Source organism: Paenibacillus sp. J22R67 (assembly GCF_059692175.1).
Window position 1 is genome coordinate 1 of the sequence record NZ_JCAUAX010000027.1, and the last position, 12,914, is coordinate 12,914.

General features: G+C 44.9%; 13 protein-coding genes. 2 read left to right on the top strand and 11 right to left on the bottom strand.

Annotated features, from left to right (window positions below):
• Nucleotides 1-476 precede the first annotated feature (476 nt).
• Nucleotides 477-2,186, top strand: a complete 1,710-nt coding sequence (locus AC58VC_RS37615) for a M20/M25/M40 family metallo-hydrolase (protein ID WP_497376585.1) — start codon at nucleotides 477-479, stop codon at nucleotides 2,184-2,186.
• Nucleotides 2,187-2,676: 490 nt separating this feature from the next.
• Here the strand turns inward: AC58VC_RS37615 and kdpC are convergent, their stop codons facing one another.
• The 6 genes from kdpC to AC58VC_RS37645 form a co-directional block, all read right to left on the bottom strand.
• Nucleotides 2,677-3,240: a potassium-transporting ATPase subunit KdpC gene (gene kdpC, locus AC58VC_RS37620; protein ID WP_497376586.1), complete on the bottom strand. Its 564-nt coding sequence runs from the start codon at nucleotides 3,238-3,240 to the stop codon at nucleotides 2,677-2,679.
• 28 nt (nucleotides 3,241-3,268) lie between these two features.
• Nucleotides 3,269-5,311 carry a potassium-transporting ATPase subunit KdpB gene (gene kdpB / locus AC58VC_RS37625; protein ID WP_497376587.1) on the bottom strand — a complete coding sequence of 681 codons (2,043 nt, stop codon included), beginning with the start codon at nucleotides 5,309-5,311 and terminating at the stop codon, nucleotides 3,269-3,271.
• 18 nt (nucleotides 5,312-5,329) lie between these two features.
• The gene (gene kdpA, locus AC58VC_RS37630) at nucleotides 5,330-7,006 is read right to left on the bottom strand and encodes a potassium-transporting ATPase subunit KdpA (protein ID WP_497376628.1); all 1,677 of its coding nucleotides are present in this window, start codon (nucleotides 7,004-7,006) and stop codon (nucleotides 5,330-5,332) included.
• Between the two features lie 47 nt (nucleotides 7,007-7,053).
• A complete protein-coding gene (locus tag AC58VC_RS37635; protein ID WP_497376629.1) occupies nucleotides 7,054-7,131 on the bottom strand; it encodes a potassium-transporting ATPase subunit F in 78 nt (25 codons plus the stop codon).
• Nucleotides 7,132-7,788: 657 nt separating this feature from the next.
• The gene (locus AC58VC_RS37640; protein WP_497376588.1) at nucleotides 7,789-8,262 is read right to left on the bottom strand and encodes a cupin domain-containing protein; all 474 of its coding nucleotides are present in this window, start codon (nucleotides 8,260-8,262) and stop codon (nucleotides 7,789-7,791) included.
• A 209-nt stretch (nucleotides 8,263-8,471) separates the two neighbouring features.
• Nucleotides 8,472-9,476: an SDR family NAD(P)-dependent oxidoreductase gene (locus AC58VC_RS37645; protein ID WP_497376589.1), complete on the bottom strand. Its 1,005-nt coding sequence runs from the start codon at nucleotides 9,474-9,476 to the stop codon at nucleotides 8,472-8,474.
• Nucleotides 9,477-9,620: 144 nt separating this feature from the next.
• Between AC58VC_RS37645 and AC58VC_RS37650 the strand changes: the two genes are divergently transcribed.
• Nucleotides 9,621-9,710: a TetR family transcriptional regulator gene (locus AC58VC_RS37650; protein WP_497376591.1), complete on the top strand. Its 90-nt coding sequence runs from the start codon at nucleotides 9,621-9,623 to the stop codon at nucleotides 9,708-9,710.
• Nucleotides 9,711-10,188: 478 nt separating this feature from the next.
• On the opposite strand, the gene AC58VC_RS37655 is transcribed toward AC58VC_RS37650, so the two are convergent.
• The 5 genes from AC58VC_RS37655 to AC58VC_RS37675 form a co-directional block, all read right to left on the bottom strand.
• Nucleotides 10,189-10,314, bottom strand: a complete 126-nt coding sequence (locus tag AC58VC_RS37655; RefSeq protein ID WP_497376592.1) for a hypothetical protein — start codon at nucleotides 10,312-10,314, stop codon at nucleotides 10,189-10,191.
• 7 nt (nucleotides 10,315-10,321) lie between these two features.
• Nucleotides 10,322-10,912, bottom strand: coding sequence for a TetR/AcrR family transcriptional regulator (locus AC58VC_RS37660; RefSeq protein WP_497376593.1), 591 nt, complete (start codon nucleotides 10,910-10,912; stop codon nucleotides 10,322-10,324).
• An 80-nt stretch (nucleotides 10,913-10,992) separates the two neighbouring features.
• Nucleotides 10,993-12,024, bottom strand: a complete 1,032-nt coding sequence (locus AC58VC_RS37665) for an alpha/beta fold hydrolase (protein WP_497376594.1) — start codon at nucleotides 12,022-12,024, stop codon at nucleotides 10,993-10,995.
• Nucleotides 12,025-12,108: 84 nt separating this feature from the next.
• Nucleotides 12,109-12,354 (bottom strand): tyrosine-type recombinase/integrase, encoded by a 246-nt coding sequence (locus tag AC58VC_RS37670; protein WP_497376595.1) that lies wholly within the window; start codon nucleotides 12,352-12,354, stop codon nucleotides 12,109-12,111.
• A gap of 165 nt (nucleotides 12,355-12,519) precedes the next feature.
• On the bottom strand, nucleotides 12,520-12,909 hold the full coding sequence (locus AC58VC_RS37675; protein WP_497376596.1) for a suppressor of fused domain protein: 390 nt from the start codon (nucleotides 12,907-12,909) through the stop codon (nucleotides 12,520-12,522).
• Nucleotides 12,910-12,914 lie beyond the last annotated feature (5 nt).

The following is a 12,914-nucleotide window of genomic DNA, read 5'->3' on the forward strand; positions in this document are numbered from 1 at the left end:
CCATGAAAAACTTTCCAAAACCATATTGGAAGGTTATTTAGCATGCTCAGTAATTAGTATAGCATCATCTTTTCGATTTTCTATTGAAAAATCTTGACAAGTTATTAGCTGGTTTAGCTTAGCCGAACATGACGCGGGAATAGGTATATATTTTTGTCTTTAATCGGTAATCGGTACATATTCTTGAGAATGAAATTTTTTAAGAATATGTACCGATTACACAAAAAAACCGCTAATTGCGCATCATTAATCGGTGCATATTCTTAAGAACCGACATGAATATTATGTTGACAAGTCGTCCGACTAGACCAAAGTATGGGAGCAACCCCATTCTCAAGGTCATTCCAGCCCCCTCCTTTGCCACGTATAATTCACATTAGGAGGTTAAATCTGTGGAAGAATCTGGAACAACGCAGAAAGCGCTTGCACTTGAAGTTTATTTCGAATTATAAAATTTATGAATCAGGAGTGATCATGTGTCCCCCCATCATCCCATATCGACAACTGTAAAACCAACAGCAGGACCGGGTGCCGCCAGATGGCTGAAGCGAATTTGTATTCTAGCTCTGGTGTTCGGTGCAATACTCATTGGCTTACTGCAAATTCGGGCGCCGGAGCCTGCAGAGGCCGATGCTCCTGAAGACAGTTTTTCTGCCTCCCGCGCGTCGGAGAAGCTAAATATCATTGCGAAGGAACCGCATTCCTTGGGCACTCCTGCGCATGACCAGGTGCGGAATTATTTGTTGGCGGAACTCGAGGGCTTGGGCTTGAAGCCGGAGGTTCAACGAGTGGAGGTCACACCGGAATTGGAGTCCGGGCTGACAAGTGGGCCTGATCGGCCCACTCACCAAACAGACGTACATACCATTACCATCGAGAACATTATGGCGCGTATTCCAGGTAAGGACAACAGCAAGGCAGTTATGCTCGCAGCGCATTATGATTCTGTTCCGGATGGTCCGGGAGCTGCCGATGACGGCTCGGCCATCGCGGCAATGCTGGAGACGGTACGTGCGCTTCAAGCATCTGGCCCGCTTAAGAATGATCTTCTGCTACTCATGACAGATGGCGAAGAACCTGGAATGCTGGGCTCAAAAGCGTTCATGAAGGAGCATCCCTCAGCCAAGGATGTCGGATTGGTGCTCAATTTTGAAGCACGAGGGAATAAAGGGCCTTCCTTCATGTTCGAGACAACCGAGCAGAACGGATGGATGATCCAGGAATTTATGAAGGCAGCTCCTCAGCCGGTGGCTTATTCCCTGATCTATAACGTCTATAAATTAATGCCAAACGATACCGATCTGACAGAATTCCGCGAAGGAGGGCTGCCCGGCCTGAATTTTGCCTTCGCCATGGGCTTGAATGCATATCATGAGGAGATTGATACGCCTGGGAACCTCGATCGTTCCAGTCTCCAGCATCAAGGAAACTATATGCTTAGTTTGACGAAGCATTTTGGCCAGTTGGATCTGAACGACGTGAAGCAAGAAGATCGGGTCTATTTTAACGTCTTCGGCTGGAGCATGATCAGCTATCCGGAATCTTGGGCGCAGGGATTCATGCTGGTTGGCCTGCTGATGTTCGTCTTTACCGTATGGATCGGCCTATACCGGCACCGCTTGAGCCTAAAGGGATTGATGATCGGTTTCCTTGTGACCCTGCTTAGTTTGGTGGTTGTGTTCGGGGCAGTCACCTTGGTATGGAATATTTTTCGTGCAATCGCGCCGCATCCGTACTATGAATCAATCATCAAAGACCCCGATGCCAGTACGTACTACTTCATCGGCCTGCTGCTGTTCATGCTGCTGATAACGGTTCTGCTTATCCGCTGGTTCTCTCGCTATATGAAGACAGAGAACCTGTATGTCGGCACGCTGCTGCTGTGGGTACTCCTCTGTGCAGCGTCGACCCTGTATCTGCCGGGCGGAAGCTACCTGTTCACATGGCCGCTTCTGTTCAGCTTGATCGGGCTGAATGCATCTTTCCTAATGCAGGATGGAGCCAGGACCTGGGTGTCAGCTTTGTTCGCATTGCCGGGCATTCTGCTATTCACACCGATTCTGTATCTCGTATTCGTCTTGATGACGCTGGATCTCGCAGGTGCACTGATCACGTTCGCAGCTCTGTCGTGCACGCTGATGTATCCTCTATTTTGCAATATGCCCAGGGATAATGGTCACAAGTAAAATCTTTTTTCCTAATGGGCGGAATAGGAATTTCCATTAAAGAAACAGCGGCAGTAATAGATTTCGCAGAACGATGAAAGTTGCCATTTTCTGATTCATGTCCTGTATAAAGGAAATACTGTGGAACAGGATGGGAATACGTGCTATGCGGGTAACAAGATGAGTGAGCGAAGGCCAAACAGCTAATTGTTGACCCTAGCAAAAAGGTCCCGCTGCGGACGGATCCTTACTGTTTTATTCAACTATTGTTCACCGTTACTTCAATAAACCATTGGAGGAGACGCAAATCATGATCCTACTTAAAAGTCCTTCTACGTATAATCTTAATTTCACGAAAATGCTGATTTCATTTTCGTAACCAACCTAACATAAAGAATAAAAGGCTTAATTAAAACACAGTTCAATGAGGAATATGTTAAGTGGCATTATTCTCCTACTCTCTAAAATGACACAGAAGCCACTCTCCAAATAGAGAGTGGCTTCCTGCTTCTTACAATTTCACTTGCTTTAGCAATTCAATATTTAATTCCGTCACATTGACTCTAGGCTCTCCAAATACTCCAAGCTGCCTTGTCTTTGTTAGTCGGTCGACGAGATCATTGAGAGATTGTTCCGTAATCCCCGTTTCCTTACTAATTCTAGGCACTTGGGCCTTAGCCCCTTCCGGAGACAAGTCCGGATCGAAACCTGAACCTGACACGGTTACTAAATCAGCGGGAATGTCACTTAATTTCGAATTTTCCTTTTTTAAAGCATCAATCTTTTCAAGCATTGCAGTTGCATAATCGCTTGAAGCTACCGCTGTATTGGAGCCGGATGAAGCGGTCGGATCATATTTTGCTGCGGAACCCCTTGGATGAAAGAGCTTCGGAGACTCAAAATTCTGAGCGAGCAATTGCGAACCAATCACGACACCGTCCGATTCGATGAGACTTCCTTTCGCTTGTTTAGGAAACAAGACTTGCGCCACCCCCGTCGTTACGAGCGGATAAATAAGCCCACAGACGATCATGAAAAATAAAGACACACGTATGGCTATAACAACCGACTTCATAACGCTATCTCCTCATCTCTCTATCTCGTTACACGATGTTTAATCCATGAAGCACCATATCAATGATTTTAATTCCAATAAATGGAACAACAACCCCGCCGATACCGTATAACAGAACGTTGCGTGATAACAATTTATTAGCTGACATCGCCCGGTATTTAACGCCTTTCATCGCAATTGGGATTAGCAGAGGGATGATGATCGCATTGAAAATAAGCGCTGACAGAATAGCCGACTCTGGCGATGCCAGATTCATAATATTCAATGCTTGCAACTGTGGCATGGCTAGAATAAACATCGCAGGAATGATCGCGAAGTATTTGGCGATATCATTGGCGATTGAAAACGTCGTTAAAGCTCCGCGGGTAATTAGCAATTGTTTTCCTATCGAAATAACAGATAGCAGCTTGGTCGGATCCGAATCAAGATCAATCATGTTGGCCGCTTCTTTGGCAGCCATCGTTCCTGAATTCATCGCAAGTCCGACATCCGCCTGCGCAAGCGCAGGAGCATCATTCGTGCCATCGCCAGTCATAGCTACTAATTTCCCCTCTTGCTGCTCTTTTTTAATCGCAGCAATTTTATCTTCTGGCTTCGCCTCCGCGATAAATTCGTCTACGCCGGCCTCATTTGCAATCGTCGCAGCTGTCAGCGGGTTATCTCCTGTACACATGACAGTTTTAATACCCATCGCACGCAGCTCGGCAAATCGTTCTTTCAAGCCCGGTTTTACCGTATCCTTGAGATAAATCACGCCATAAATTCGCTCTCCTACCGCAACAGCCAGCGGTGTGCCTCCAGCTTTGGCGATTCGATTCGTTATCGTTTCTAAATCATCAGGAATTTTGCCGCCCAAAGCCGTTACATATTTCTTGATCGCGTCAACCGCGCCTTTTCGGATTTGTGGACTGCCTACTAGATTAAGACCTGACATACGCGTTTCAGCAGTGAATTCCACCACTTCGGCACCCACATACGCACCTGCTTGCCAAGACTCTCCTAGTTTATTCGCAAGCTCCACAATAGAGCGTCCTTCTGGTGTTTCATCTTTCACAGACGCTTGAAGGGCAGCAAACGTAATATCTTTCTCCGTTACCCCATTCACTGGTGCAAACTCGGAAGCCATCCGATTCCCGAAGGTAATTGTCCCTGTTTTATCCAGAATCATTGTATCGATGTCTCCTGCGGCTTCAACCGCCTTACCTGACATAGCAAGTACATTAAACTGAGTAACCCGATCCATGCCCGCAATTCCAATTGCGGACAAGAGACCGCCGATCGTCGTCGGAATGAGGCAGACCAACAGAGCAATCAAGGTGGATATCTCTAACTTCACGTTTAAATACTGTGCTATTGGAACCATCGTCATAATGACAATTAAGAAGATCAGCGTCAGCACGGCAAGTAACGTTGTTAACGCAATTTCATTCGGCGTTTTCTGCCGTGTGGCACCTTCTACGAGAGCTATCATGCGATCTAGGAATGATTCGCCGGGATCAGTCATCACTTTAACAACGATATAGTCAGATGCTACCCGAGTACCGCCTGTAACCGATGAGAAGTCGCCTCCTGCTTCCTTAATAACCGGAGCTGATTCACCTGTAATGGCTGATTCATCAATAGAAGCTAAGCCTTCAATAATCTCACCATCGGAGGGGATGATCTCTCCAATTTCAATGCGGACCACATCTCCTTTACGGAGAGAAGTCGAAGAGACTTCCTTATAAGACCCATCCTTCTGAACCAATCTAGCCTTCGTATCGGATTTGGTCTTCCGCAAGGAATCCGCCTGCGCTTTGCCCCGACCTTCAGCCAGAGCTTCAGCGAAGTTAGCAAATAGTAACGTGAAGAGCAATATTAAGAACACAGCGATGTTATAGCCCCGCCCGACTTCTGTTGAACCAAACAAATCCGGAGCAAGTGAAAGCAGCAATGTAATAACCGTACCTACCTCAACCACAAACATAACTGGATTTTTTATCATCACCCAGGGATTTAATTTTTTGAACGAATCAACGATTGCTTGATTCATAATTTCTTTGCTCATGGTTTTTTTGCGCTCTACAGCCATGTGAATCCTCCCTCTCTCTTAACGCGCCGCCAAATGTTCAGCAATCGGCCCCAATGCCAGCGCCGGGAAGAACGTTAGAGCACCAATAACTAGAATGATCATGATTAAGATCCCCATAAATAAGGGTGTATTCGTGCGAAGTGTGCCCGTCGTTACAGGAACGACACGCTTCATAGCCAGAGAACCGGCAATGGCCAGCATCGCAGTAATTGAAATGTAACGCCCAAATAGCATGACCATACCGATACCCAAGTTATAGAAGTTCGTATTGGCGCTCAAACCGCCAAAGGCAGATCCGTTATTTGCGGCACCTGAAGTGAAGGCATACAGCACTTCCGAAAGACCATGAAAACCCTGATTAGAAATGGAAGTGATCGATTCGGGGCGAGTCAGCGCCCAAGCTGTCGGTGCCAGAATGATGAGCGGATGAATCAAAATGGCGATGGCCGCTAGTTTGATCTCTTTACCCTCAATCTTTTTACCTAAAAACTCAGGCGTACGACCTACCATCAGTCCACATATGAATACTGACAAAATCAGGTAAAGTAAGCCATTTAACAAGCCAACGCCTTTACCACCAAATACGTTGTTCAACATCATTTGCGCAAGAGGTACGACGCTTCCTAGCGGTGTAAGGGATTCATGCATATTATCCACACTGCCTGTTGTGGCAGCCGTGGTTACAGCAGTAAACAAAGCGGATGCGAACGGTCCGAATCGAACCTCTTTACCCTCCATGTTACTATGAACACCTAACGCATCTACCGCAGGTACACCTTTATGCTCGGCATAGAATACAGTAGCAACCATAACCAAGAAGATGATGCCCATGGCTGCGAAGATGGTCCAACCTTGCTTTTTGTTCTTGATCATTAAGCCGAATGCGTATACCAGAGATGTGGGCAGCAGCAGCATACATAAAATATGGATTAAGTTGGATACCGGTGTCGGATTCTCGTAAGGATGCGCAGCGTTCGTACCGAACCACCCGCCACCGTTTGTTCCAATATGCTTAATGGATTCAAATGAAGCAACTAAACCACGGGTAATGGTTTGCTGAGCGCCTTCAATTGTTGTAGCTTGCACGGCCCCCAGCAATGTTTGTGGAATACCTTGGAAAACTAAGATTAAAGCAACAATGAAGCTAAGCGGTATAAATACACGTGTTATCGCTCTAGTCAAATCTACGTAAAAGTTACCGAGATTATCTTGACGGCCAATCAGACCGCGTGTGAATGCGACGGCTACAGCGAATCCAGTTGCTGCCGATGTAAACATCGGGAACGTAAGCCCCATCATTTGTGACAAATAGGATAGTGCATTTTCACCACTATAGGCTTGCCAGTTCGTATTTGTAATAAAAGAGATAGCCGTATTAAAGGCCAATGCCGGCGGCATATTCCCGATTTCATCCGGATTAAGAGGCAAATACTTCTGAAGCCGAAAAGTAGCATACATGAGAAGCACCATAACAAAATTCACTAAAAGCAGAGCTCCTAAATACTTTTTCCAACCCATTTCTTCGTCTTCTTTAACTCCCATAATGCGATAAGACACACGCTCGAGAGGAGCAAAGACACGATTAAGGCCACTATCACTGTTTTCATAGCTAAAAACTTTGACCAAATAACTACCCACAGGCTTCACCAGAAGCAAACTAATTATCAGTGTGATGACTACTTGTAACAATCCCATACCCATAGTAGGTTCTCCTTCTGCTTACTTGAGCTCATAGTTTACATTTAAAATTTCTCGGGCTTCACTAAAACAAAACCGAGATACACCATAGCGGCAAATGCAATTAATCCAATTACAATCATTTGAGTGCCTCCTACTCGTTTTTCCAAAAACTCTCGTCGAAAGGATTAGAACTTACGGGTTTTCACAATATCTAGAAACTCCCAAAACACTAAAATGATACCGCCATTAAGACCATCGTTATTTGTTTCACACTTTGATCTTTTAGTTTGAGTCTTTCCATCTTGTTGTTTTTTAATGCAATATAAGGTAGTCTAACCAGTTTCTTTAGCTTCATAAATTCTTCGCCAGCCTTAGTCGGCACAGTTATCAGCAGGAAATCGCTTTACATTGTGAGAGTATTCTAGTAAACGGTCTCTGTACAAAACATTCTATCAAGCTAAAATGGATGTACTACCTGTATAAGTTGATATTACCGATTAAACACTAAGTCATTTGAGCCAAAATGAAATGGGGGACTCCGATGAGCATTTTGACGAAGTTCGTAATGATATTGTCATGCAAGATTGGCGTTCTCGATCAAAATTTCAGTTTCCTGATTCACTTTACGCCATGATTTTCCACCATTACTTACCATTGCTGGCGAAAGAAAAGGAGCCTCTATGCAACAATCGTTAATGATACCATAAGAAAAAGAGCATCTCTGTCCACTCGTAACCCTAGTGGATAGAAATGCTCTTTATTTTACATTTAGCTCAGGGATCGAGACTTTTTTAATGTTAACGAGATTGCTGAAGAATTGGAGGCCCAATAATCAATGTGTCATACTGCTCCGCCAGTCGCCCAATTTCCTCGAGTGAATGTCTGCTAATTTCAGGGAAGAAATCGTCAATACCACCAGGAGCGAAGGTGAAAAGGATACGTCCCATTTCGGATCCCACGTTAGCCCACGCATGAGGTACGCCACGAGGAACCACGACACTCGTTCCGGGAGTAGCTTCAAACTCTTCCTCTCCGCATTGGAAACGGAAAGTTCCTTCAAGAATCTCGAATATCTCTTCCCGTTTCTTATGAATATGCTTCGGTGGGCCAATCAAAGTCGGTACCCGTGCTTCGACGACAGTAATTGCCCCTCCAACTTGATTGCTATGAATGCGAATAGCCATCTGTTCGCCCGGCATCGTGTCGAACCATTTGAGATCCTTCACGAAAGTAACTGCTGCTCCGGTTACGGTTTTGTTTGTCAGCTCCATCTTTCATCCTCCTATACTCTTTCCGTTTTTTTTACAAACATGCCGCGCTACAAGCCTAGAAGTATCCCAGATGGTTTCGAAGCTAATTGCGATTCGTTTCCTCGCTAATGGTGTGTCAGAAGAGTTGCCATAATGCCTGCCTTAATAGCATGTGCAGTAATTGTCCGGTTGCTCTCTTTGAAATGTTCTAATGGAAGATATGATTTAATTTATATAGAGCTGATTAAATGTTTATTTGAGATTTCCGGAATTGATCCAATGTGCAAGAGGTCCTCGCTAATGGTCCAAAGCATTTCAGCCGCTTTTTGATCGATGGCCCATTCACGTACGCCGGTCATAAGCTTGCTATCCGCAGGAACAATAACCGCGATGTCGCAGTTCTCACAGTAAACTCCGCCTTTTCCCTCTAACATCGGACTCACAGCGCACCAAATGGATGTGGCAGCGCCTTGCTCGGCAGATTTGAAGCCTTCGGGAGAGATGAATTCACCGCTTTCTCCACGGCGAACACCCCAGGCCGCTAATTCCTCATCAGTCAGATGTCGAGTCAAACCAGTGAGAATAGCACCTGGATTGACGGCAAACGCGCGAATTCCGTGCTCTTTACCCCGTTTATCAAGCTCAACTGCGAAGAGTGAGCATGCAGTCTTCGATTCTCCATAGGAGATGTCCTTGTCATATGACCTCTTGGTGAAATTCAAATCGCTGAAATCAATCGGTCCTAACATATGGCTGATCGAAGAAAGTGTGATTACGCGGGAGTTTCCGGATTTCACTAACGCTTCCCATAACCTAGCCGTCAGTTGAAAATGTCCTAAATGATTCGTCGCGAATTGGGTATCGAATCCGCGATCGTCTTTAATTACTGGGGGGTTTGCAACACCTGCGTTATTGATAAGAATATCAAGCGGCCGGTTGGACTTCAGAAACTCGGTGGCGAATCGATCAATGGATTTAGGATCGGCCAGGTCAAGCTGAATGATCTCGACGTTCTTCATTGTCGAAAGCTTGGCTTGTGCCTTATTAATGTCACGTGCACCTACGATGACGGTGGCTCCTGCATTAGACAGAACACGCGTCGTTTCTAATCCGATACCACCATGACCACCTGTTACTATTGCAACTTTTCCACGGAGGTCGCGGCCAGCAAGTGCTTCTTGAGCGGTTGTTTGTAACCCGAATGCCGAATCTAAAGGTTTTTGGGCTGAAGTCATTATATCAAGTCTCCTTGTTTTTATTAGACAAAACATATTATGTATATTTGCAAATAAACAAATATACAAACATTGTAAATTGTATAAACACTTCATATTCTCTCCGATACGTCGGACTTCAAGTATGGCTATAATTGAGTCTCAATGAATGAAATAGCAGAGGCGGCCGGTGCTTCGCGTGCGGGTCTCTTTTTGCACTTTAAGAGCCTTGCTGGAGCTTCGCCAAATGATTGAAGACTTGCTCAGGATTATTCTTACCACTTAGATGAGGAGTGTTTCGTCTCTGTTATCGGGAAAGCCGACTATAGGGAGGCTTTACTACACTTCTTTGTTCCTGCTTTCTTATTCCCTTAATCAAAAGTGTACCTAAAATCACAAAATTCTATGCTATTATGAAGTTTACGCCGCCGGGATGTACTACACTGAGTTACCTTTGTTTCATTTTTGACTGTGTGGTGTTTCAAAATTATTGACGACGTAAAGAATAAGATTAAACCATAGCTATCTAAAAAAGGTATCCAAAAAGCTCGATACTCTTTTAAGTAAAATAGAGAAATAAAAGTCGGGAGAAAGAAGCACCTCGATAAATGAGTGAGCGCTTTTTTATTCAATTCTCTTTATTTGTTTTTGGAAGTTCAAAGCTTGTTATCTAATTCAAACAAACTTATTGAGAGACAAATTAGTATTATACTGTAAATTTATAAGTAAACCATTATCGTATGCTGCCCGTTACTTCAACGATAAAGAAGCAGATGCCGGTCGGGGCGATCTGCTTCCTGATTGTTTCACTAACGTTCGTCGTTAGCGTAATCATGGAGGGGCTGTAGGTCTCTGACATCCCATTGTTATTCGGTCAACACGCGCATCAAAGCTTTCGCCGGGGGTAGTCCAAACTCTTCATCCCCTCGAGCCAGAAGAACCAAACTATTGATGATCATTAGATACCAGGAAAGCAGTTCCCGGGGATTACCTGCCGAAAACTCACCAGCTTCCTGCCCTTTCACGAAAATCGGCAGAAGCTGCTCGATTAAAGCATTTCCGGAATGTAGCTTCAAAATCTGCGAAGCCTTCTCCGGAATATTCTCTGTCTGACGCGCCTGCTGAATGAACATAAAGGCGTATTTGTTGTTCTCGTCCAGCATGTCTCGGGTCAATGTGCTAACCTGTTCGTAAGGTGTGCCTGGCAACAGATGAATGGATTGAATCGCTTCGCTCGCTTCATCCATCAATTCCATCACGAGTTCGGTGAACAATTCGTCCTTGGAAGAGAAATAGCGATAGATCAATCCTTCGCTAATCCCGGCTTCTGCAGCGATCAAGCTCGTTTTGGTGCCACTGAAGCTGTGACGGGCGAATAGCTTAAGCGCCGATTGCTTGATCTGCTCCCGGCGGTCATCGCGAATTTTTTCCAGCTGTCGCTTGTTTAAAGGTGACAAAGGTCTCATACTCCGTTCTTCTAGAGAATTTTGCTTTTTAATTATAGCTCAAAATTCAAGATTGCACCTGACGGCAGATCCTATGATGTGACTGCCATCGGACGCACCCGCTTGTTCAATTCATTGAGAAATTGTTCCGGACGAGAGAAGCATGCGAGGTGGCCAGCATTTCGAATGAGCGCAAATTCTTTATGAGGAGCTTCGATTTCTTCGAAATACGCTTTTGCCGCAGCAACCGGGGTGATGATATCGGAGTCCCCTTGAAAAATAAAGAAAGGCAATTCAAACCTTTTCCCGAGCTTGCCGTGATCGAAGGTAACCATCTCCCGGAACAAGTGCTCAAGCGAGAAATTCATCCCTTTGAAAACATCAATAATATCCCGGAAATTGTGATCCGGAGAGGCGAGTAGAGCTGGCAGGACAAGGTCCATAACAAAGTTTGGAACATTCTGCGGGACCTTTACAATAAAACGATTTCGTTTATCAAAATCTGGAAGTGCCCAACGGGAAGGATCTGACCCCATCCGTTCCAACAAGTGGACGCCTTTTTCCATTCCCGCGGCACGCATGGCCTCCAAGGCAAGGTTTTGTGCAAGGTGTTTAGGGTCTGGTGCATTCTGATCCGTTCCAACATAAGCATGAAACAAGTCGGGGCAGCGTGCCGCCATTAGGATAGCCGGCAGGCTCCCGGCGGAACTTCCGATGAGAACCACTTTGTCCTGACCGAGCTCTCGACACACATGCTCTGCAACTTCGATCCCGTCTTCAGCGATCCTATCGAAAGAAATCGTTCCGCAGCCGTTTTTTCCGTTGCGGCGGAGCGTCTTGCCTGCGCCTCGCTGATCCCAATGAACAATTGTATAGTATTTCTCCCAAGGGCGCAGAATGGGGTGAAAAATTGAGTACGTCGATCCGGGCCCTCCGTGAACGAACAGTAGAACGGGATTGTCACGCGTTTCACCGCGAATCGTCACCCATTGATCGATGCCCCCGATTTTCACATAATAGCCTTCGGCGATGCCGTTCGGCGATTGCATACGGAGGATGCGGGCATTCTTGCGTTGGTTTCTTTTTCTCATCAGCAAATCAGGCAGAATATTAGTCTTGGCCATGATGGACACCCCTTATTTTATGAGTGAGTTATTTACTCATCCAAAAATAACATCTTTTTTAGAACCTGTCAAACGATATTACTATTACGGTAATCTGCCCTTTAGTTTAGTAACAGCGATATTATTATGACCCAAACCATTATTACTATAGGGCAGAGAAAGTCTAAAAGAACCGACGAAAAAGTATTCTTCGGCGCTCGCCGCGAAGCTGGCATATATTTGAGTGGTCGATGCCTTCTCATGACCCACCATGCCTTGAATGAAATCCAAAGGTGCTCCGTTTTCCAGCATCTGGCACGCATAAGTATGGCGAAAACAATGAGGGTACAAGTTGGCTTCGACCTCTCCCCGATTTGCAAGCTTTTTAATGACCCATGTAAGCCTTTGTACTGCTCGTCTAATACTTCAATTTCTGGAGGCGGATAAAAGAAGACCACCCTACGATGGTTAATCGGAAGGTGGTAAGAAGAATCATAAATTGTTTATAAGAAACTTTCAGACAATACTTAATCTATTAAAGTCAATTAAATCAGGATTTATATCAACTAGCATGTCTTCAAACTTATCCCATCCATACTTCTTGATAAAGTCTGCTTCCTGAGAGGTTATTGGTATTACCCATGCTTGTATGATTGCTGTCTTATTGTCAATGTCGAATGTGAAAAATTCATCGGTGAAATATACTGGGGATGTAACATATAGAGCCTCCAGATCCGAGTTATCAAATATTTTACCATTAGGACCAATAACATCACCTCTTAAATAAGCTCTTTTGTTTTTCAATGCTGATTGACCTATTTGCTGAAGAATATCTGGAATATTATTATCTCCGAAAGATGCATACGCATTAAATATTAGTTCTTGTCGTATTTGTTTTCCTGACACAATAG

Bases quoted from the DNA above. Each gene is read 5' to 3' on its own strand.
- kdpC (WP_497376586.1), bottom strand. From the start codon at position 3,240: ATGAAGTCGGTTGTTATAGCCATACGTGTGTCTTTATTTTTCATGATC.
- kdpB (WP_497376587.1), bottom strand. From the start codon at position 5,311: ATGGCTGTAGAGCGCAAAAAAACCATGAGCAAAGAAATTATGAATCAA.
- kdpA (WP_497376628.1), bottom strand. From the start codon at position 7,006: ATGGGATTGTTACAAGTAGTCATCACACTGATAATTAGTTTGCTTCTG.
- AC58VC_RS37635 (WP_497376629.1), bottom strand. From the start codon at position 7,131: ATGATTGTAATTGGATTAATTGCATTTGCCGCTATGGTGTATCTCGGT.
- AC58VC_RS37640 (WP_497376588.1), bottom strand. From the start codon at position 8,262: ATGGAGCTGACAAACAAAACCGTAACCGGAGCAGCAGTTACTTTCGTG.
- AC58VC_RS37645 (WP_497376589.1), bottom strand. From the start codon at position 9,476: ATGACTTCAGCCCAAAAACCTTTAGATTCGGCATTCGGGTTACAAACA.
- AC58VC_RS37650 (WP_497376591.1), top strand. From the start codon at position 9,621: ATGAATGAAATAGCAGAGGCGGCCGGTGCTTCGCGTGCGGGTCTCTTT.
- AC58VC_RS37655 (WP_497376592.1), bottom strand. From the start codon at position 10,314: ATGTCAGAGACCTACAGCCCCTCCATGATTACGCTAACGACGAACGTT.
- AC58VC_RS37665 (WP_497376594.1), bottom strand. From the start codon at position 12,024: ATGGCCAAGACTAATATTCTGCCTGATTTGCTGATGAGAAAAAGAAAC.